Origin of the sequence: Chryseobacterium pennae (assembly GCF_003385515.1) — a bacterium.
GTDB classification, from domain to species: Bacteria; Bacteroidota; Bacteroidia; order Flavobacteriales; family Weeksellaceae; genus Chryseobacterium; species Chryseobacterium pennae.
Genome location: NZ_QNVT01000001.1, coordinates 1 through 21,302 on the forward strand (window position 1 = coordinate 1; position 21,302 = coordinate 21,302).

Annotated in this window: 16 protein-coding genes; 3 read left to right on the forward strand and 13 right to left on the reverse strand. The window is 36.1% G+C overall.

Translation table 11 applies throughout. The annotated features are described in order from the left end of the window. Nucleotides 1-165 precede the first annotated feature (165 nt). The 3 genes from DRF65_RS00005 to DRF65_RS00015 all read left to right on the forward strand — a co-directional run bounded on the left by DRF65_RS00005 (nucleotide 166) and on the right by DRF65_RS00015 (nucleotide 4,787). Entirely contained in the window at nucleotides 166-732 is a 567-nt protein-coding gene (locus tag DRF65_RS00005) for a hypothetical protein (RefSeq protein WP_228438416.1), read from the forward strand. 234 nt (nucleotides 733-966) lie between these two features. Further along, a complete protein-coding gene (locus tag DRF65_RS00010) occupies nucleotides 967-1,938 on the forward strand; it encodes a hypothetical protein (RefSeq protein WP_115967826.1) in 972 nt (323 codons plus the stop codon). A gap of 113 nt (nucleotides 1,939-2,051) precedes the next feature. Beyond that, nucleotides 2,052-4,787 (forward strand): hypothetical protein, encoded by a 2,736-nt coding sequence (locus DRF65_RS00015; protein WP_115967828.1) that lies wholly within the window; start codon nucleotides 2,052-2,054, stop codon nucleotides 4,785-4,787. Between the two features lie 52 nt (nucleotides 4,788-4,839). Here the strand turns inward: DRF65_RS00015 and DRF65_RS00020 are convergent, their stop codons facing one another. The 13 genes from DRF65_RS00020 to DRF65_RS00080 all read right to left on the reverse strand — a co-directional run bounded on the left by DRF65_RS00020 (nucleotide 4,840) and on the right by DRF65_RS00080 (nucleotide 21,293). Beyond that, a complete protein-coding gene (locus DRF65_RS00020; RefSeq protein ID WP_115967830.1) occupies nucleotides 4,840-7,095 on the reverse strand; it encodes a zinc-dependent metalloprotease in 2,256 nt (751 codons plus the stop codon). Between the two features lie 157 nt (nucleotides 7,096-7,252). Further along, nucleotides 7,253-7,747, reverse strand: a complete 495-nt coding sequence (locus DRF65_RS00025; protein WP_115967832.1) for a low affinity iron permease family protein — start codon at nucleotides 7,745-7,747, stop codon at nucleotides 7,253-7,255. A gap of 95 nt (nucleotides 7,748-7,842) precedes the next feature. Then, complete coding sequence (locus tag DRF65_RS00030) at nucleotides 7,843-9,039, reverse strand: PepSY-associated TM helix domain-containing protein (RefSeq protein WP_115967834.1); 1,197 nt, start codon at nucleotides 9,037-9,039, stop codon at nucleotides 7,843-7,845. 146 nt (nucleotides 9,040-9,185) lie between these two features. Continuing rightward, a complete protein-coding gene (locus DRF65_RS00035) occupies nucleotides 9,186-9,803 on the reverse strand; it encodes a hypothetical protein (protein WP_115967836.1) in 618 nt (205 codons plus the stop codon). 17 nt (nucleotides 9,804-9,820) lie between these two features. Next, nucleotides 9,821-12,085 carry a TonB-dependent siderophore receptor gene (locus DRF65_RS00040; protein WP_115968614.1) on the reverse strand — a complete coding sequence of 755 codons (2,265 nt, stop codon included), beginning with the start codon at nucleotides 12,083-12,085 and terminating at the stop codon, nucleotides 9,821-9,823. A gap of 136 nt (nucleotides 12,086-12,221) precedes the next feature. Continuing rightward, nucleotides 12,222-13,049 (reverse strand): GLPGLI family protein, encoded by an 828-nt coding sequence (locus DRF65_RS00045; RefSeq protein ID WP_115967838.1) that lies wholly within the window; start codon nucleotides 13,047-13,049, stop codon nucleotides 12,222-12,224. A gap of 134 nt (nucleotides 13,050-13,183) precedes the next feature. After that, a complete protein-coding gene (gene rpsJ, locus DRF65_RS00050; RefSeq protein ID WP_002661363.1) occupies nucleotides 13,184-13,489 on the reverse strand; it encodes a 30S ribosomal protein S10 in 306 nt (101 codons plus the stop codon). An 18-nt stretch (nucleotides 13,490-13,507) separates the two neighbouring features. After that, complete coding sequence (gene fusA, locus DRF65_RS00055) at nucleotides 13,508-15,625, reverse strand: elongation factor G (protein ID WP_115967840.1); 2,118 nt, start codon at nucleotides 15,623-15,625, stop codon at nucleotides 13,508-13,510. 6 nt (nucleotides 15,626-15,631) lie between these two features. Further along, on the reverse strand, nucleotides 15,632-16,108 hold the full coding sequence (rpsG, locus tag DRF65_RS00060; RefSeq protein WP_034677991.1) for a 30S ribosomal protein S7: 477 nt from the start codon (nucleotides 16,106-16,108) through the stop codon (nucleotides 15,632-15,634). A 23-nt stretch (nucleotides 16,109-16,131) separates the two neighbouring features. Continuing rightward, entirely contained in the window at nucleotides 16,132-16,545 is a 414-nt protein-coding gene (rpsL, locus tag DRF65_RS00065; RefSeq protein ID WP_002983146.1) for a 30S ribosomal protein S12, read from the reverse strand. Between the two features lie 181 nt (nucleotides 16,546-16,726). Next, the gene (locus DRF65_RS00070; protein ID WP_115967842.1) at nucleotides 16,727-17,680 is read right to left on the reverse strand and encodes a sulfatase-like hydrolase/transferase; all 954 of its coding nucleotides are present in this window, start codon (nucleotides 17,678-17,680) and stop codon (nucleotides 16,727-16,729) included. A 377-nt stretch (nucleotides 17,681-18,057) separates the two neighbouring features. Beyond that, on the reverse strand, nucleotides 18,058-19,644 hold the full coding sequence (locus tag DRF65_RS00075) for a hypothetical protein (protein ID WP_115967844.1): 1,587 nt from the start codon (nucleotides 19,642-19,644) through the stop codon (nucleotides 18,058-18,060). A 62-nt stretch (nucleotides 19,645-19,706) separates the two neighbouring features. Next, the gene (locus DRF65_RS00080; RefSeq protein WP_115967846.1) at nucleotides 19,707-21,293 is read right to left on the reverse strand and encodes a hypothetical protein; all 1,587 of its coding nucleotides are present in this window, start codon (nucleotides 21,291-21,293) and stop codon (nucleotides 19,707-19,709) included. Nucleotides 21,294-21,302: the final 9 nt, after the last annotated feature.

Here is a 21,302-nt window from a genome sequence, read left to right on the forward strand (position 1 = left end):
AAAAAGATTGTAATAATCAAGGATTTTGTCATAGAGCTAAGCAAATCACTGGCTGCTTTTAGTCCAACAAAAAATTACCCTTTTCCAGGGATTAAAAAAATAGCACAAACAATGCAGCGTTTTTATTACCTGAAAAAAGGTGCAGAATTATAAAACCACTACAAGATGAGCTACTGGAGAGGAATGGTTATACGAATGAGAGGTAAAGAAGAAAGGAGACTGGAGAATATTAATGATAATCGCTTTCTTAATTACCGGGATTTTACGGTTTACAGATTCGGCAGATATTTTTTAAATTTGAAGAAAAATAATATGAAAAAGATTTTCAGTTTAGTAATCTTATGCATTAGCATGTTCACTCTGGCACAGGTAAAGGTTCCTTTTACCGGACACAGAAGCTTTGATATTCTGGAAGGATATAGCGGTACCGGTACTCCTCACTATTATTTAGATGTGAAAAAGAACGGTGATGTACTCTTTGGGTACGTTCAGGTAAATCAGGCTAACGGAAAGGAAACTACAGAAGAAGTAAATGCTGGAAAATATGCAGCTAACAAAGTAATGAAGGTACACTTCAAGGAATACAACGAAACCTTCTTTGTGAAATTTGATAAAGATAAGATCTACCTTACGGATGAAAAAGGTAATATTCAAAATCTTGAAGGTTGTTGCTCCGCCAGAGAAAGTATAGATAAAGAGACTTGTACTTGTGAAAGTGAATTCTATAAGTAACAAGATTAAACATAGCCACTCCTTTGGGGTGGTTTTTGTTTGTTGTGAGGGAAAATTCTTTGAGTTTTTGACACCCTTCCGATGGAGGTGAATGATTATACTAATTGTTTGCTTTTTCAGCAAGAAACGTTTGAAATTATGGAATTTGTCAGGAATAAAAAATCCCGGGATTTCGCGATGAATAGTTTGTATAAATATCTTTACTTTTGAAAAATCAATTACGCACACCAAAGTATGAAAATACTAAACATTTTATGGGTTTTACTTTTCATTGTTTCATGCAGTCAAAAAGAGAACCATCCTTACACATTTTATTACTGGAAAACAAATCTGAAGCTGGATCAGGAAGAGAAGAAAGTTTTGGATCAGGCCACTGTTCCTTATGTATACACAAGATTTTTTGATATTGATAAAGCAGGAGGAAAGTTCCAGCCTGTTGCTGTTATTACTAAAGACCAAAGTTTTCAGACGGATAAGCAAATTGTACCTACTGTTTTTATCACCAATCAAACTTTGCTGGGAATTTCTCAGGAGGAAGTCAGATTCCTTGCAGAGAGTATTCATCATTTGATTCAGAAAAAAGCTGAAGAATATCATTTAAACATCAACAATGAAATTCAGATCGACTGTGACTGGACTGCCGGGACACGGGATGATTATTTTAAATTTTTAAAAGAACTTAAACGTATTTCCGGAAAGAAAATTACCTGTACGTTACGTCTTCATCAGGTTAAAGATAAAAAGCAAACAGGAATTCCCCCAGTGGATAAGGTCTATCTGATGTGCTACTCCACTTCATCTCCTTTGGATAAATCGGACAAAAATTCTATCCTGGATGTCAGCATCCTGAAAAGCTATCTTTCGAAACTGGAAGACTATCCTATTAAAAAAATTGAAGTAGCCCTTCCTATTTATTCATGGGGAATCATTACGAATCATCTGGGCAAGCATAAACTTATTAATGCGTTGTCTAAAAAAGATCTCAACAACCCTAATTTTAAAAAGATCTCTGACCATGAAGCTGAAGTATTAAAAGACGGCTTCTACTTTGGGAGTTACCTGAATAAAGGTTTCAAAATAAAAGTGGAAGAAATATCGGAGGAACAATTAACTGATGTGATTCTTTTTCTTCAGAAAAAAATACAGCAGTTTAATATAATTTATTATCAATTAGATAGTAAATTTGTGCTAGATCGAAAATTTTAAATCTACTATAGATTAGGACAGAGAATAGACATTCAGCAACTTGTGTTATTTTCTGCCAGCACTTTGATTACAAAACAACTCTATAAAAACTAAAAAAACACCACACAAACCCTATGAAAAAGTATATTCTTTCACTTGCGGTTGTATCTCTTTTCTATACAAATTCCAACGCCTGTGCGTGGTCGGATCCGGATTATGAATACTTCAATCTTTTTACACAGAGCATTATTAAGGATAAGTCTTACCTTCCTTTCCTTCATACCTATTCCTCAAGATTCTTTGGTGAGTATAATCCGTCTATGATTCCTGATGATAATATTGAAACATGGAAAAAGTATTTTAACAATCAGCTTAATTACACCGAAACTCAGAATCTGGTATATAAATTAAGCATGAATGATCTTAATGCTCTTAAAAGCGGAACTCCTGCCAACCCACTTTTACAGAAACTGGGAACAGGATTTTACCAGAAATATAAGGAAGGAATTGATTATTTAATTGAGGCTAAATATCTGGAGCCGTACATGAGCATCAATTATATTGAAAGTGAGAACTCGTTTTACTATGGCAGGGATGACAGCAGAAAGAATGCCACCTCTCTTGATTATAATAAAACAATTTCTGCTCTCACTTCTTTGTATAATGCAGCCAGAAATCCTGAGATCAAACAACGGTACGGATATCAACTGGTCCGTTTAAATCACTATACCAGAAACTATGACTCTGCGCTACAGGCTTTCAAAAGTTATATTGAGCCTATCAAATTAAAGGGTACAGTCTATTATATGGCATTAGATCAGCTTGCAGGCGCTCAAAGAGGATTGGAAATGAATGGTGATGCCAACTGGAATTTCTTCCAGGTATTTATGAACAGTAAAGACCGTAAGGAATCTGCGTTCATTTCTATGAAGCTTTCGGACACGGCCTCTTTCAGCAATATTATGAAAAGAGCCAATACGAATGAGGAAAAGAACATGGCTTATTTCCTTCTAGGATACGAAGATTTCAACAATCCTATTCCTATTATGGAAAAGATGTTTGACATTAATCCGGATTCTGAAATCTTAAAGGTAATGGCAGTAAGAAGCATCAACGAGCTGGAAAGAAGCTACCTTCCGACCTATTATTATACTTCGGATGCGTATGGCAGAATATCCGTTTACAGAGGAAATACTGAAAATCATAATTCAAACGATCCAACTACAGATAAAGTAATAACCAAAGAGGTAAAAGAGGTAAAGGAAGAAAAAGTGTCCTTCTGGCAGAAAATCGTAAGGTTCTTCAAAAATCTTTTCGGAGGTTCTAAAGCTGATGCTTCCGGAAATGGAAGTAAAACTGACCAGAGCGATGATGAATTAGTGAACAACCCTAACAGAATTCCTTTCTATACAACTGGATATAGCGGATATGATGATAATACTAAAGATTATCTTAATGACCTTGAAAAGTTCACTTCAAAAACGAAAGAAAAATCTAAAGATGAATATTGGCAGATTGCTGATGCCTACCTTAAGTTTTTAAAGAAAGACTATAAAGAAAGTACTGAAATCCTGAATGACATCAAGACAACCAATCCTGAATATATTGAGGAAATAAAAAGGATGAAAGTTCTGAATGATATTGTTTCCCAACCGAAAGTTGATGCGGCTTTTGAAGATCATCTGATGAAGGATTATGCTGAATATTTTGTGGAAAAAGAAGTAAAAAAAGACACCGCTAATGTCAATAGTGATTATTATGGAACGGTACCTTCTACAGCTGATTTTTTGAAGGATGTGATGGCCAACCGTTATTTCCTTCAGGGAGAAGATGGCAAATCATTCCTGATGAACAATAAACTTTCCGATCTTCAGTACAACCCGAACTCCAGCCTGGTAAAAAGTGTGGAAGATTTCTATAGAAAACCTAACAAAACCCAATTTGAGCAACAGATCATCGCTAAAAATATGGATAGTGTAGGAAATATTGAAGCATTCTTCAACACAATCTATGGTGACAGAGCTATGAGACTTGCTGATTTTGAAAAGGCTAAATCATATTATGAAAAGGCTAAGAAATTTGGCGGAGTTCCAAGGGAAAATTATGACTGGACAGAGAAAGACGGCCAAACCATAACGCAAAAACAGTATACTCCTACTGAATACAATGGCTTTAATAATATTCCAGGTCTTGTTTTTGGACACAATGTTTGGGAAAGCTATCAAAGCAACGATGCGGAATCCATGAAATCGGAAGGCTATACTGATTTTTCTTTTATCAAAAATAATATGAATAAACTGGAATTAACCGATGCGCTGATCCAGCTTAAGAAAATAGGGAATGGTAAAGATGAAAAGGCAGCAAGAGCGAATCAACTTATTGGAAACCTACTCTATAATACTTCCATTTTAGGATATTACCGACACTTATTTGTGATGGATATTGATAACAGCAACGGTGGAAAATATTATTTCTGGAATAATGACAAGGGCAATCCTTACAAATATTACTATAAGAACTTCCTTGATACTTCTTATATTGAACCTGATAATTTTGATCTGGCAATCAACTATTACCAAAAGGCTCTAACCCTTTCCAACAATAAAGAGGAAAAGGCTAGAATTCTCTTCCAGATGGCAAGTGCCGAACAGGGTAAATATTATCAGTATGAGGCAAAAGCTCCAAAAGATTTTGATTATTCTGACCCTAAATGGTCTGAAAAAGAAGACACCCGTCAAAAGGAAATGGACAATCTTAAGAATCAAAAATACAGAACGTATTTTGCCCAGCTTAAGACACAGTACTCAGATACTGAGACCACCAAAAGTCTGATGGGAAGCTGCAGTTATTTCAGCTATTTCATGAGATAAAATCATTTATAAAAAAACCTCTGAATCATCAGAGGTTTTTTATTTTATTATATTATTTTTTGACAAACTTGGTTTTAGTATTTATATCCTTACCATTAATTGTAATGAAATAAACTCCTTTTACCAAAGTGCTCACATTAATGCTCCCCTCGCCTATTGTTCCTTTTGAGATTAATTGTCCGGGAGTATTAAAGATTTCGTAAGTAGCGCCTGGAGAAACGTTCATTACATTCAATATATCCTCAACAGGGTTTGGATAAATATGAACAGTTTTAACATTCTTTCTGGTTTCAGAAACAGCTAATGTAGCTAATACAGTAGCCTTCTTCACTGCGTAAAATACATTTCCAATAGCAGATACTCTCACATGAATTTCCTTTCCTGCTAAAGAAGCAGGGATGAAAACGCTTGCTGAACCATTATTTGGGACTGATGCCGCCAGGTCATTCCATGTTGCACCGTTATCTTCTGTATAATCAATCTTAACATTGGCAACATTGTATGGAGAAGCTGTGGTTCCGGATACCGTCCATGTAATGGTAGAATTAGTATTAGGGGTAAGAGAGGCTGTGTTTACTGTAAACGCAGCAGCAGATCCTACAACAACGATTTGATTTGCAGAGGCAGATTGCGCCTGCCCTCCGGGTTTATTGTCTCTTACCGTTACACGGAAATTGGTAGTTCTTGCTATTGTGCTTGCTGCTTCAAAATCAGCAGTTTTTTTTACTGCTCCACCCAGCACTGTTTCAAGCTTAGGAAAGTATCTTGTAGGACTTGATGCTGGCGGCCAAGATCTAAAATTAGCCCCTGAAGTTGTATTTCCGATATTTGTTTTTGTCACTCCATTAGCCAGTTTACTTGGATTTATCTGCTCCCAGCAATATGTTAAAGCATCTCCATCAGGATCTGTTGCAGATGCAGTTAATACAAACGCAGTAGATTTTGGAATGGTATAGGTTGTATTCATTGCAGTTACAACAGGAGGATTATTAACAATCGGTGTTTCTACATCAGCAGTTACTGTTACAAGGTTTGTCTGCACCTGATCAATACTCACACTATGAAAATAAACATCAGAATGCCTTTGAACATCTGTACTTGTGCCGGTAATTCCGGCATATCCCATAATTGTAGATCCTGAGCCTGGCTCAACTTCCTGATTCAAAAAGTTCTCATTGAAACTATATGTATGGGAATCTCCCAACTGGTGTCCCAGCTCATGAGCTACAAAATCAATATCAAAAGCGTCTCCACTTGGTGGTAATTGAGCTGTACTGTTTTGGTTCCATGTACCACTAGCATAAAAATCAATTCCAGGAGAAGTATATCCGCTCCCTTTATAATTACCTGGAGAAGGAGAGTTTCCACAATCAGGATCATTATCTGTAGATATATCATTACTTCCTATACAACCAATACATCCGGCACTCCCGCCACCGCCTGTTGCACCAAATAAATGTCCGATATCAAAATCTTCATCCGTAACACCATAAGCTCCTCCATGCAATGTATTCATCAGCTCATAATTCCACTTACACATAAGGTTGGAAGTACTGTAAGGGTCATTAGCAGCATCCAAAAATATAAGACCTGGGGCATTAATTGCATTGACATGTACATTAAATTCTTTTTCAAACACCCCATTTACTCTTGACAAAGTAGCATTGATTTGTGTAAGAGCACCTGCTACGCCTCCAAAGAAGGCCGTATATTCTCCTGTCACAGACATTGCCAGTCTAAGGGTATGAAAAGTTTTGTTATTTGATTTTGCTGCCGTTCCGGAATTTATCAGCTTCTGTATTCTGGCAACAGCTTCTTTATCCTCTTTGGTATTACATACAAATGCATGACCGCTCTTATTTGTTTTTCCGTGTACAGAGTAATAAGATTTGTCAGCAGTTGCCGGCTCTATAAATTCATATTTACCATCAGCACCAATAATCATAGATTGAAAATCATTGGGAGCGATACTAAATCTGATGTATTTGGAAGGATCATCAGTTCCGATCCCAACATACGACCCCAGCTGATACTTATTCGCTAAAGTCTCATCCATTACTGGAAAACTGTTTACTGTAAATTTTTCAATTTTTCCGTCAAGAGTAGGAATACTGATTGTAATAGGAGCACCCTCACCTATTTTAGGAGCTCTCAGCAGCTGAGTTCTGAGCTGATCTGTATCGAGTTTATAGTAAACCGAATGATCACTTTTCTTTGTGATTTTTTGTTCTGGAAGCCCTCTGCTCCATTGTGCATTTGCTGATATTGTTAAAAATAATACCGGCAAACAAAATAATTTTGCTTTCATATATAATATTTGTACAACAAATTTAAATATTTGTTAAAAAAAACACTAAAAAACAAACAAAAAATTAAAATTAAACACAAAAATATAAATTACAATAATTCAACGTTAATAAAATACTATAATAATTGAATTTCAAAGATTTTTTTTAATAAAAAGTCTATTCGTTTTTTCGCTCCTGCTTCTGCATCCATTCTTCATGTTTCCTTTTGAAGAATTCATATTTGTAATCCTGATTCCTCTGTGCGGCATCTATGGAATGGGAAGTATGGATATCTGTATCTTCTTTAGCAAACTGAGCCAGGTTTTCATAATAATGATGAAGCTGATCCAATTCAGCCTCTGTAAGATCTTCAATATCTACAATTCTGTTGCTGGCTTTTTCATGGGCTGCAATGATTTCATTCAGCTTGATCTGTATTGCTTTTGAATCTTTATTCTGGGCTTTTTGAATGAGGAAAACCATGAGAAAAGTAATGATTGTAGTTCCTGTATTGATAACTAACTGCCAGGTTTCGGAATAATCAAAAAAGGGTCCAGAAATAGCCCAAACTATAACGATAAGCATGGCACCAATAAAAGCGTACTGACTTCCTGTAAATTTCACAGCCCAGTTTGAAAATTTTTCAAAGAGATTGTTATTCTTATGATCCATAGTTCAGATTATTTTATATTAAATGTATAAAATTAACCCGAACAGACGAAGATAATAGTGAAAATGAGGTATGTAAATTTGAATTAAGGGATATTTTACTTTATTTTTCTAAACCTATGCCACCAGATCAGGAATCCTGTAACAGGCAATGAGCAACCGATAAACGAAACGATAAAGTAAAGAATAATACTTGGCAGTCCCATAATTTCTCCTGTATGCAATGGCTTGGCCAATGATGTGAATTGTTTATTTAAGGGCTTATCTGAAAACAATTCTTTGGTTTTAAAATTTCCGGTTTTATCAAAAGTAACTTCATCCGGAAGCATCATCCCAAGGAAATTTTGGGTATTGGTTTTAATGACAACGTATCTCGGATTATCTTTATTAGGCAGCTCTATACTGGTAACTGCAGTATAAGGAAGATACTGATCTGCCAGCTGTAAAATTTCATCAATGGAAGCAGATTCGGAGTCTTTAAGATTTTTCTTTTCATCCTGTTTCTGGAGCATATCTTCCAACAGTCCGCCAAATGCGTCATCACCATTCCCTGTATCTTTTGAAATATTATCAATAGAAGATCCTCCTAAGCTTACAATCAGACCATTCTTCACCCAAGGATAGGTTACATACAATCCGGTAACTGCAATAAAGAATAATATCAGAAAGGTATAAAAGCCAAGGGTGTTATGAAGATCATAATTCACTCGCTGGAATTTTGCCCTGAACATAACGGTTAAACCCTGTTTCAGAAACTTTAGCTTTTTAGGCAGCCAAAGGATCACCCCTGAGATCAATAATACACAAAATATCAATACGCCGGCTCCCAGGATCTGACGACCAGCATTTCCCATCATCAGATTTCTGTGAATATCCAGAACGATTTCAAAAAAGCGACCGGATCCCACTTCAGGCTGACCAAGAATTGTTCCGGTATATTGGTTATAATAAGTACTCTTGTCTAATTGATTTTCACGATAACCAATAACATAACTGCGTCCTTTATCATCAGGAATCAACAGTGAGGTGAGTTCTTTATTCTGTTTCAGTAATTCTGCCTGGATCAGATCCGGATTCTTAACCTGGGTGGAGGTTTCACTGATATATACTTTGTCTCTGTTTGTAAAATCAATGATCTGATTTTTGAAAGCATAAAGACAGCCACTAAGGCAAACTATAAAAATGATGACACATGATAAAAGTCCCAGCCAAAGGTGAATAATCCACATTACATATTTAATGAGAGATTCATTCTTGCGTCTTTTCCTGTAAAGGCTTTTAAACAGTGTTTTCATTTTGGTATTATAGCAAAAACATTAAGACAGTTGAAACCGTCTTAATGTTTATAAAATTAATTTGATATGAATAAATTAAAAGTCAATACAAATTTGAGAAAGGAATCTTTAGTATATCCTCCTTTCTAAACCGGTATTAATATTGTTTATTTTCTTCCTTTGAACTGGATTTCTTTTACAATCTCCTCGAACTTTGTATAATGTTCCGGAGTTAATACTTTTTGAATCGCAGCCTTTCTCTGCGTATCAAATTTCTCCCAGTATTCTTTAGCAAGATCATTATTCCCATGATATACATCGTGTGCATCGCTGAATGCTTTTTCAAAAGCATCGTTTGCTGCATTCACTACTTTGAACTCATCTTCCGAAAGCTGAGCTTCTGCTTTTATTCTTTCCAGTAAAGCATTATCATATCTTGGTCTTTTTCTGGCATTTTCATCAACAAATTTGTTGAATCTTTCCATTTGTGGGCCATCCAAAACTTTAGCCATTTCAATAGCCTGTTGGTTTCTCAGTTCTTCTCCTTTGATCCCCAATGCTACACGGTCCATATTCCCGCCCTGAGCTTTTGCAGCCTGAAAGTTCTGCTCCTGCAACTGCTGGTATTTTGCAGTGATCTCATCAAAGCTTTTTTCCTGGTCTGGAGTAAGCTGTACTTCCGTTTTAAACTGGCTGTAATCCACTCCCTTCTTTTTATCACCTGAACATGATATTGCAGCTGCACCAAGAACAAGTGCTAAGAATACTGTCTTTAAACTTTTCATAACTATTGATTTGTTGATTAGAATTTATAGTTTACCTGTACAGCAAAGTTTCTTGGCTGAATCTGATCAATGTATCCCCCTCTGAAATAAGAACTGTATCCTACCGTATTGAAGATATTATTGAAGAATACTCTTACTCCTACACCATTTTTAAGGGTATACCCAGCCTGAGCATCTACGGTAGTATATTCCGGCATATCGAAAGGCTTATCTCCAGGTCTTACACTGTTGATATGACCTGCAGTATATGTTTTTTGGCTCCATTCATCTACAGGACGGCTTCCTACATAGTAAACTCCTGCTCCAACATCTAATCCTTCTAATATAGTTGTATTAAATTTATAATTCAACCATGCATTAGCTGTATGTTTTGGTGCGTTCATTGGTCTGGAGCCATTCATGTATGACGGACTGTTCTGATATTGAGCATCAAGATAAGCCCACCCTGACATTACCTGAAGGTTAGGTAAAAGTCTTCCGATCAACTCTACCTCTACTCCTTTTCTTCTCAAGTCCCCGGCCATCACAAAAAGATTTCCTCTTACCGGATCAGAAACAGGTCTGTAGTTACTATCCAAAACATTATTTGATAAATTATTTGTATTGATATCAAACCAGGTAAAATTAAATCTTAGACGCTCGTTGAACCAATCCGATTTGAATCCAGCTTCCCATTGTTTAGTTGTAGAAGGTCCCATCAATCCTCCGGACTGAAGAGCATTATTTGCAGATCTTAAAGAAGTGGTTGTTGTATAAGATCCGAATACATTAATATTTTCAACCGGAGAAAGAATTAATCCGAAAGATGGATTCCATGCATCTTTATCTGCATTGTTTGTACCATTCAGTCTGCTGTATCTTAATCCTAAATGAGCTTTTACATATTTTCCGATTGACATTACGTTCTGAGCCATAATACCAATTGTAGGGCTTAAATTAGGTACAGATCTTTCTAGTTTATCAAACGCCAGATCAAATGGAAGTTCGTTTGGAATAGTTCCGTTAACAACATCAAACTGATCGATCACAACAGATGGAATAGAGTTTCCATTTACTTTTCTAGGTGAAGAAAGTAAATTACCCGGCGCAATAGAATTTTTATAAACATCATATCCTGTAGTAGATGTTTCTGTTTCTCTCCAGTCAAATCCTACCTGGAAGGTATGCTTGATAAAACCTGTTTTAATGTCTTCTCCAATGAAATCAAACTGTAATACCTTGTTAAGGTCTTCTGATCCTGATCTGCTTATTGTACGTTGTCTTAGATTATAGTTAATTGTTTTAGGATCATTCCCTATTGTAGAAACGGATGAACCTAAATTATCTGAATTGCTCACTGAGTTGATGAAAGCTCCTCTTACCTTTAGTTTGCTGGTAAGCTGACGTACCACAGTTGTCGCAAAGTTATAGGTTTCCGTCTTCATATAATCGGAAGAATATCCTAAGAACTTTCCTTTTGGCATATGGTATAATGCTTCTGTAGTTCCAGGTGCAAGGTTTACAGTTCCTCTGTCCGGAGTTCGTTTATCATGAAGATAATCCATCTCCACATTAATTAATGTTTTATCATCCGGTCGGAATGCTACTGAAGGATTCACATATATTCTTTCTCCTGAAACATGGCTTCTGAAAGAATTATTGTTCTGATAGGCACCGTTAAATCTTACAGCCACTTTCCCTTGAGGATCCAAAACTCTTTGGAAGTCTACAGTAGGTCTGTAAAAGTCCCAACTTCCGTAACGGAAACCTACATTAGTTTGATCAATAAACTGAGGTCTTTTAGTTACCACATTGATTACTCCACCTGCAGACCCTAAACCATTTCCTACACCTTGGCTTACTGCCGCTGAACCTTTAATTACCTGGATACTTTCCACTCCCTGCATGTCTGTCATCATCCCTGCTGTTCGGAAATCTGAATCCATCTGAACACCATTCTTCAGTACCGGAACCCCACGATATCCTCTGATAGACATACTCTCACTTCCTCCGCCATAGCTGGAAAATAAAGTTACTCCGGGTACATTCTTAGCTACATCGGTAACAGTAAGTGCTCCTAATTCTTCAATTGCTTTATGGGAGATCACAGAAATACTCTGGATCTGGTCTCTTGTTTTCAATGGCAATCTGGTGATTGCATCCAACCCTTGTGGTTGTTTTTTTCTTTCACCAAACAATTCTACTTCTTCAATTTTTTTGTGCTTGATTGAATCATTTGTCTTCTGTGCATTGGCAAGAACCCCACCCAATAATAGTAGAGAAAAGGATACTACTTTATTCATCTGATAATTTTTTACAAATTTATTATTTTTATTAATTCTAAATAAATTATCAAGTCTGATATATCTCACTTTTTAAATATTTGAACAAAAACCCCTCCTTGAAAGGGAGGGGTGAAAAATATTATTAATTTTTTCTCTAGTATAAAGGATATTTTGCGGCCTTATCAATTTCAATAGGATTATTTTCTCTTCGGATGGTTTTTCTTCGTTCATCAGACATTCCTTTGAGCTGATCTATGCTTTTAACCTGTACTCCGGAAACCCAGAAAGTATTCTCGGGATTAGTATTGGATTTAAACGATTCTGCGACATCATGTAACGGATCGTTGTACAGTTCTAATTGTTTTTTTACAATCATCTTATCGGTTACAGGAAGAGGTTTCTTTCCCAAAAAGCTCTCCAGAAACGGGGTTTCATAAGTGTTGGAAAACTTCATGCTTTTTGCCAGTTTAAAGATGTAGTTCTTTTTACTGTCTTCTATTTCAAAGATCAGTCCGGGAAGTCCACGAAACTTGTAAGGTCCTTCGCTTAAATTGATGTCTTTGCAGAACCATGCAATCCATTGTCTGCCCCCGAAATCTGTAGTTGCTTTCTGTAATGTATACTGCCCGTCAACTTTAGTTTCATCTGATAATTTCCAGTTGATTTTATCATTTGATTTTAAAGAATAAAAATCATTCATCAGAATGAGTGAGGTATTTTCAGAAGAGTTCTTTTTTCTGATGACAGCGGGAAGATCATCATCCCATCTGGCACTTTTCTGTCCTCTGATCATATTTAAAGAGTCATTTTTTGCATAGGCATAAGGGTAGAATTTGATATCATCAGGATTGATATCAAGTACCATATTGGCTTTGGTAAAATCCTGTACCAATGAATCTTTTTTATATTGAAGCAGATATACGAAACGATGAGTCTGTGCACTCAATAATAAAGGGAATAACAGAAGTATTAGTTTTTTCATGGTATAAGTTTGAGTCAAAAATATTGATAATGTTTGATTCAATCTAGAGATAATGACAGTCTTTTTAAAATTGAAACAGAAAAACCGTTCCTAAAAAGGAACGGTTTCTATAATCATTGCAAAGTATGCAGTTATCACACTTTAATTTCAACGTCTACACCTGAAGGAAGTTCTAATTTCATTAGAGCATCAACAGTTTTAGAAGAAGAAGAGTAGATATCCATTAGTCTCTTGTGAGCTGATAATTGGAACTGCTCTCTTGCTTTCTTGTTTACGTGCGGAGATCTCAACACTGTGAAGATTCTCTTATTCGTTGGTAATGGAATAGGACCATTTACAACAGCACCAGTAGCCTTTACCGTTTTTACGATTTTCTCAGCAGACTTGTCTACCAAGTTGTAATCGTAAGATTTTAATTTTATTCTGATTCTTTGTGACATTTCTTGTACTTTAAAAAATTAACCTTTTGCTTTAGCTATGATATCTTCAGCAACGTTTTGTGGAGTAGCTTGGTACTTCTCTAATTCCATAGAAGAAGTAGCTCTTCCTGATGAAAGTGTTCTTAGAGTTGTTACATATCCAAACATTTCAGAAAGTGGAACAGAACCTTTGATTACAACAGCTCCATTTTTCTCTTCCTGACCACTGATTGTACCTCTTCTTTTGTTAAGGTCACCAATGATGTTACCCATATATTCTTCCGGAGTTACAACTTCCAGTTTCATAATAGGCTCCATGATTACTGGTTTAGCAGCACGTCCCGCTTCTTTAAATCCTAATTTAGCTGCCATTTCAAATGAAAGCGCATCAGAATCCACCGCGTGGAAAGATCCGTCTTTAAGAACAACTTTAATACCTTCAACTTCGAAACCAGCCAAAGGACCGTTTTTCATTGCAGCTTTAAAGCCTTTTTCAATTGCAGGAACAAATTCTCTAGGAACGTTACCACCTTTGATCTCATTGATGAATTCTAAACCAATTTTACCTTCGTCAGCAGGTCCTAGTTCAAATACAATGTCAGCAAATTTACCCTTACCACCAGATTGTTTTTTGTAAACTTCTCTGTGCTGAGCAACTCTTGTTAAGTTTTCTTTGTACTCTACCTGAGGTTGTCCTTGGTTTACTTCAACCTTGAACTCTCTTCTCATACGGTCTACAATGATATCTAAGTGAAGCTCACCCATACCAGAGATAATCGTTTGTCCAGAAGCTTCGTCAGTTCTAACAGTAAACGTAGGATCTTCTTCAGCCAATTTAGCTAGAGCGTTACCCATTTTATCCTGGTCAGCTTTAGTTTTAGGCTCAACAGCGATACCAATTACCGGATCAGGGAAAACCATCGATTCAAGAACGATTGGGTTTTTCTCGTCACACATTGTATCACCGGTTTTGATAGATTTGAAACCTACCGCAGCACCAATATCACCAGCTTCAATATATTCTACTGGGTTTTGCTTGTTAGCGTGCATCTGATAGATTCTAGAGATTCTTTCTTTATCTCCTGAACGAGTGTTCAAGATATAAGAACCTGCATCTAGTCTTCCAGAGTATGCTCTGAAGAATGCTAATCTTCCCACGAACGGGTCAGTAGCAATCTTAAATGCTAATGCAGAGAAAGGCTCATCTACAGATGGTTTTCTTGTGATTTCAGCGTCAGTTCTTGGGTCAGTACCTTTGATATCATCTTTATCCAATGGAGAAGGCAAGTATTTACATACTGCATCCAACATAAATTGTACTCCTTTATTCTTGAATGAAGAACCACAAGTCATTGGGATAATAGATAAATCGATAGTAGCTTTTCTAAGAGCTTCGTTGATTTCATCTTCAGAGATTGAATCTGGATCTTCGAAGAATTTCTCCATCAAAGTATCATCGTAGTCAGCAACAGCTTCTACTAGTTTCTCTCTATATTCAAGAACCTCATCTTTCATGTCTTCAGGAATTGGCACTACTTCGAAAGTAGCTCCTTGTCCTGCTTCATCCCAGATGATCGCTCTGTTTTTAATTAAGTCTACAACTCCTTTGAAATCTTCTTCAGCACCGATTGGTAAAACGATTGGAACTGCGTTTGATCCTAACATGCTCTTAACCTGGTTTACCACGTTAAGGAAGTCAGCACCTTGTCTGTCCATTTTGTTTACGAATCCCATTCTAGCAACTTTGTAGTTGTCAGCAAGTCTCCAGTTTGTTTCAGACTGAGGCTCTACTCCATCTACTGCTGAGAATAAGAATACCAATCCATCTAATACTCTTAAAGATCTGTTTACTTCTACTGTGAAGTCAACGTGTCCCGGTGTATCAATGATGTTGAAGTGGTAAGGCTTAGTATCTGCAAGAGGCTTTCCCTGGTCTGTTGGAAAGTTCCAAGAACAAGTAGTTGCAGCAGAAGTAATAGTAATACCTCTTTCTGCTTCCTGCTCCATCCAGTCCATTGTAGAAGCACCATCGTGAACTTCTCCAATTTTGTGGTTTACTCCTGTATAGAATAAGATTCTTTCAGTAGTGGTAGTCTTACCTGCATCAATGTGAGCAGCAATACCAATATTTCTTGTAAATTTAAGATCTCTACCCATTTCAGATTAGAATTTAAAGTGTGAGAAAGCTTTGTTAGCTTCCGCCATTTTGTGAGTATCAGATTTCTTTTTGAAAGCTGCACCTTCTTCTCTTGAAGCAGCTACAACCTCATTAGCTAATTTCAAAGCCATAGACTTATCATTTCTCTTTTTAGAGTAGCTAATTAACCATTTCATTGCCATAGAAATTTTTCTATCAGCTCTGATTGGCATAGGAATCTGGAAGTTAGCTCCACCTACTCTTCTAGAACGTACTTCTACGTGAGGCATAACGTTTGTTAATGCATCTTTCCAGATTTCAAGGGCTGTTTTCTCAGTTTCTCCTTTTTTAGTTTCTACGATATCTAATGCATCATAGAAAATTTTGAATGCGATAGACTTCTTACCGTCTAGCATTAAGTTGTTTACGAATCTCGTTACCAATTGATCATTAAACTTCGGATCTGGTAACAACGGTCTTTTTTTCGCTTTTGTCTTTCTCATTGCTTCTGTACCTTATTTAATGATTATTTTTTCTTTCCTTTTGCAGGAGCTGCAGCAGCTTGTCCTGGTTTAGGTCTCTTAGCTCCGTACTTAGATCTTCTCTGAGTTCTTCCATTTACACCAGCTGTGTCTAATGCACCTCTTACGATGTGGTAACGTACTCCCGGTAGGTCTTTCACCCTTCCGCCTCTAACCAATACTATCGAGTGCTCTTGAAGATTATGTCCTTCGCCCGGGATATAGGCGTTAACTTCTTTACCGTTTGAAAGTCTTACCCTTGCTACTTTTCTAAGTGCAGAGTTAGGTTTCTTAGGTGTAGTAGTATATACTCTCGTACATACACCACGTCTTTGTGGACAAGAATCAAGGGCAGCCGATTTGCTCTTCTTGGCAAGCGTGGCTCTTCCTTTTCTTACTAATTGTTGAATAGTAGGCATTTAATTGCTTTTTATTTTAGGGTGCAAAAATAATAATATTTTTTTAATTGACAAGCAGTTATGACATTTTATTTCTTCATCAATTTTCTTTATCTGTTTTCATAACTGCCTGAATCCCCCATTACTTTTATGTTATTGAATCATTTTAAGCAATGGAGGCCAGCATCAAAAAATCAAAATCTTATTTAAAGGCATCCTTTATTACTTTTCCTTTCATATATTGTTTAGGCACCCCCAAAAGTTCAGCCATTGTACTTGCAATATCAATTTGCTCATAGTTTCCTGTACTAATGGTTGTATTCTTTTTAAAATCAGGTCCCATAGCAAAGAACTCAATATGTCTGCATCCTTCGCAATCATCTCCATGGTTTTTGAACCCACCTTTACTATCCAAATGTCTTCCATGATCATTGGAAACAATTAAGGTTGTTTTATCCCTATAAGCAGGCAGAGACTGAATATAATCCCAAATCTCTTTAATAGAAGCATCTGTTGTTTTTATAGCCTGAATATATTCGTTGTACTTATTATCATGTCCGTATGAATCTACATCCTTAAGGTTGATCACAATGATATTAGGACTATACTTTTTCATGACCTCCTTCGTATTGGTCATTGTAACGGCATCAGCTCTATAGCCAGATCCGTTTCCGCTTATCCCACAATCTACACTTGGCTGATATTTTCCTTTCCAGTCTGCTTGTTTACAATCGTTTAAAACTTCCAGCTTATCTTTGGATGCAATTACCCAAGCTTTGGTTTTATCTGCTCCTGTAAACTTTAGCCATTGTTGCATCACAGACGGGTAGCCTGGTAATTCAGTTCCATCATTGACGATATTTTCATAGACTCCTGAACACATTGCACTATGTCCGGGATTGGTGTTGGTGGTTCCGTTGTTTCTAAAATTACTGATAAATATCCCCTGGCTCAGAAGACTTACTCTGTTCGGAATATTCTCTTTACCGGCAGATTCCCAGGTTTCAGAAATACGAGGCCCGTCAACAACCAAAAGAACTACATTTTTAGTTTGGTATTTATCCTTAAGTTCTACCTTTGCCTGTGCTTCATTGTCATTGTTACTACATGAAAACATAGATAAGGACATAGCGAAATACATGAAGATTTTTTTCATAGCTTTTATATTATTTGTGGATTTCGTGTGCAAAGCTAGAAAACACAGCCTCCCTATTGATGAACAAATTGTTATCTATTTCTTAAGAATTTAATACATAAATCAATGAAAAGGGAAATATCAATACTTTAAAGGGAAAATGCTAATTGATATTTATTTTATCATGGTAACGGTTACATCTTTGTTCCAGTGAAAGTCTTTAATATTCTCTATCAATCTATTTCTGGTTTCCGGATCTATAGAATAAATGAACAGGCGCTTAAAACCCAGTACAGCATTATCAGAATATAAGCAAGGCACATCCCGAAAAAAATAGCAACTGTTATTAAAAAGCTTTTCATCATTACAATATTAATATATCCAAACTATACAGAAAATCAGTCCAACACCTCAACCTTTATACCCTTATTCCAGGTAAAACTTCGTACGTGTGCTTTCAAAGCATCATGAATAGCCGGATCTATTGAATAAATATACACATGGTCTCTTCCCAATACAGCATTCCTGCCACTGATCGTTAAAACAGCCGCCTTCCTCCAGTTTTTTGGAGTATGGCCATCCATCCATTCATCATAGGCGACAGCAAGGGTATAATTATTTTCAGCAGAATATTTAGTCAGAAAACATTCTACCTCAGCATCTACCTTTCTTTTCTTCATTCTTAAAGGAACGATCTCTTTTGACCCCAATCCTACGAAATCGAACAAATGTATATCTGTAAAATAGCTGACAGCCCCAATATCGTTAGCCATTACTTTAGATTGATTGTAATATTTTTTCAGAAATCTTGCAGACTGTATTTGTTGCTCGTAAATGTTTTTACTTCCTGTTACGATTAGAAAACTTACTAATCCTATTTTTAAAATAAGCGCTCCCATTGAAAAAACAATCAAAGCAGCTATTGTCCTGTTTTTCTTTACAAGAAACTGCCTCTCTTTAAAATAAATTTTCAGCTTTGGTACTATCGCCATGGCAAATCCTGTAAGCAAATATGCCTCATACCGGTAAAAGTTGGTAAACTGACTGAATGTTCCATGTATACACAATGCAACACACCAGACTACAAGAAAAAAATTACGGGCAAGCACTTCCTGAAAGCCTAATTTCTTTTTAGCATCTTTAATAATAAAAAATACAGAAATGAGTAATGGACATAAAGACGCATTATAAAAGTAAGGGTTTTCAACAAACTTAAACAGAAAGATATTAACCAGCTGTTCAATATAATCTTTCGAAAGATCAAACCTAAGTCCTTTGATAATAACCGAGTTAGGAAAAAAATACCCTGTCTCCTGATAAGTAAAATAACTAAAAATCAAAACAGGAACAAAACCAAAAACAATCACTCCCGCCATCTCTTTATACCTTCTTAATAAAAGAAGAACAAAAGAAAGTGCTGTAAAATAAAACATACTTTCAAAGCGGATCAGCCCAAGCAATGCCAATGTGAAATAAACGCATGCAGAATCATATCTGTTTTTATATCCGGATTGTCGCCACTTTTCAAAATATAAAATATTGACGGTAACCATCATGATCTGTAATACATGTTCCATTCCTGAAAAAATAAGCAAAGGGACAGAGGTAAATATCAGGGTAAATAAACCGGCAATAACAACAGTTTTGCTTTGACTAAAGTAATATGCGTAATATTTATTCAGAAAAAACAACATAAAAACAGCACATACGACATTAAATATCAAAGGAATGAGCTCATGATTTCCCAAAAAGAAGATCAAAATACTTAGGATAAATGTAAATACCGGTGAAGAAGAAGAAGAAGAAAATGAATACTCAGTAATACCCCATACCCTGTGAAGAGCAAAGTTTTTGGCCATTGCCAAATGGATATAAGCATCATCCAGGATATAGGTAAAGTAATTTTCAGTCCCGGACAACATAAGAAAGAAATATCCCATACATACTCCCAGAAATATTGCCGCTGTAATTAAGAAGCTTTTCATCGTTTGCAATATTAACACTTCCTCCCTATTTAAAAAAATTAAATATTTAATAGGGTCCGGACTTAATCTATGATCTTAACGGTTATATTTTTATTCCAGTTAAAATTTTTCACCTGTTCTCTCAAAGTATTATGAATACGGGGGTCGATAGAATAAATATATAAGTGATCTTCTCCCAATAATGCATTACTTCCACTGACTGTCAACACAGCCACTTTTTTCCAGTTTTCAGGGGTATGTCCCTGCAGCCATTCTTCGTATGCTATGGCAAGCTGGTAACCATTTTGAATAGTATAAGACTTCAGAAACCTTTCAAATTGATCATCTATTCCTACTGGTCTCATTCTGAATGGTACCACTTCCTTGGATCCCAATCCTTCAAAATCCAGCAAATGAATATCTGTAAAATAACATATTGCCCCAATATCATTAGCCACTACTTTAGCATCGGGATAATATTTCTTTAAAAATCTTGCTGACTGTATTTGCTGTTCATAGACATTTCTGCTTCCTACTACTGTAAGGTAACTTGTGAACCCTACCTTTACCATCAATAATACAAACGAAAGGAAAATCAATACTGAAATACCCTTGTTTTCTTTTAATAAATAGCTCTTGTGCTCATAAACAGATTTCAGCTTCGGAATGACAGCCATAGCAAAGCCTGTTAAAATATAGACTTCATATCTGTACAGCTTTGTAAACTTGCTGAAGGCTCCATGTAAAAATAAAGTAATACACCATACTATCAGAAGAAGGTTCCTGCTAAGTATTTGTTGAAAACCCAATCCTTTTTTAATATCCTTTGCAATCAGCACTGCAGAAATTAATAATGGTAATGTACCTGCAAAATAAAAATTGCGGTTATCCAGAATCTTATGATACAGTAAACCTGCGACCTGCATAAAATAGTTACCGGAAAGATCAAATCTACTCCCTTTTATGATTACTGAATTAGGAAAAAAATACCCCGTTTCCTGGTGAGTAAAATATCCAAAAATCAAAATAGGAATAAAACCGCAGATCAATACTCCCGCAGCATATGTAAACCTTCTCAGTAATATGAATACCAATGCAAGAGCCAGAAAGTAAAACATGCTGTCGAATCTTATCAGCCCAAGTAAAGCAAGACTACTGTAAAACCAACCGGAACAGTAATTATCTTTATATTCTGATTCTTTCCATCTTTCGAAACAGAGAACATTCACTACAATAACCATTGCCTGCAGCACATGTTCCATCCCTGAAAAAACAAGCATTGGAACGGAAGTAAAAAGCACTGTAAAAAAAACGGCTGCTATAACTGATCTGGCCTCATTAAAATAGTCTGAGAAATATTTATTCAGAAAAAAGATTATAAAAAAAGCAGTTACTGTATTAAATAATAAAGGGAGAAGTTCATGATCTCCGAAAACATATATGAGACTACTTAAAATAACAGTAAAAACCGGCGAGGATGAAGTAGATGAAAAGGAGTACTGAGTCACCCCCCATACCCCATGAAATGCGAAATTTTTGGCAATTGCCAGATGAATATAAGCATCATCCAGTATATAGGTAAAATAATTTTCAGTTCCGGACATCATCAGAAAGAGATAAACCATACCTACTCCCAGAAACAGTACCGTTGTTATTAAGAAACTTTTCATCGTTTGCAA

Bases quoted from the DNA above. Each gene is read 5' to 3' on its own strand.
- DRF65_RS00005 (WP_228438416.1), top strand. From the start codon at position 166: ATGAGCTACTGGAGAGGAATGGTTATACGAATGAGAGGTAAAGAAGAA.
- DRF65_RS00010 (WP_115967826.1), top strand. From the start codon at position 967: ATGAAAATACTAAACATTTTATGGGTTTTACTTTTCATTGTTTCATGC.
- DRF65_RS00015 (WP_115967828.1), top strand. From the start codon at position 2,052: ATGAAAAAGTATATTCTTTCACTTGCGGTTGTATCTCTTTTCTATACA.
- DRF65_RS00020 (WP_115967830.1), bottom strand. From the start codon at position 7,095: ATGAAAGCAAAATTATTTTGTTTGCCGGTATTATTTTTAACAATATCA.
- DRF65_RS00025 (WP_115967832.1), bottom strand. From the start codon at position 7,747: ATGGATCATAAGAATAACAATCTCTTTGAAAAATTTTCAAACTGGGCT.
- DRF65_RS00030 (WP_115967834.1), bottom strand. From the start codon at position 9,039: ATGAAAACACTGTTTAAAAGCCTTTACAGGAAAAGACGCAAGAATGAA.
- DRF65_RS00035 (WP_115967836.1), bottom strand. From the start codon at position 9,803: ATGAAAAGTTTAAAGACAGTATTCTTAGCACTTGTTCTTGGTGCAGCT.
- DRF65_RS00040 (WP_115968614.1), bottom strand. From the start codon at position 12,085: ATGAATAAAGTAGTATCCTTTTCTCTACTATTATTGGGTGGGGTTCTT.
- DRF65_RS00045 (WP_115967838.1), bottom strand. From the start codon at position 13,049: ATGAAAAAACTAATACTTCTGTTATTCCCTTTATTATTGAGTGCACAG.
- rpsJ (WP_002661363.1), bottom strand. From the start codon at position 13,489: ATGTCACAAAGAATCAGAATAAAATTAAAATCTTACGATTACAACTTG.
- fusA (WP_115967840.1), bottom strand. From the start codon at position 15,625: ATGGGTAGAGATCTTAAATTTACAAGAAATATTGGTATTGCTGCTCAC.
- rpsG (WP_034677991.1), bottom strand. From the start codon at position 16,108: ATGAGAAAGACAAAAGCGAAAAAAAGACCGTTGTTACCAGATCCGAAG.
- rpsL (WP_002983146.1), bottom strand. From the start codon at position 16,545: ATGCCTACTATTCAACAATTAGTAAGAAAAGGAAGAGCCACGCTTGCC.
- DRF65_RS00070 (WP_115967842.1), bottom strand. From the start codon at position 17,680: ATGAAAAAAATCTTCATGTATTTCGCTATGTCCTTATCTATGTTTTCA.
- DRF65_RS00075 (WP_115967844.1), bottom strand. From the start codon at position 19,644: ATGAAAAGCTTCTTAATTACAGCGGCAATATTTCTGGGAGTATGTATG.
- DRF65_RS00080 (WP_115967846.1), bottom strand. From the start codon at position 21,293: ATGAAAAGTTTCTTAATAACAACGGTACTGTTTCTGGGAGTAGGTATG.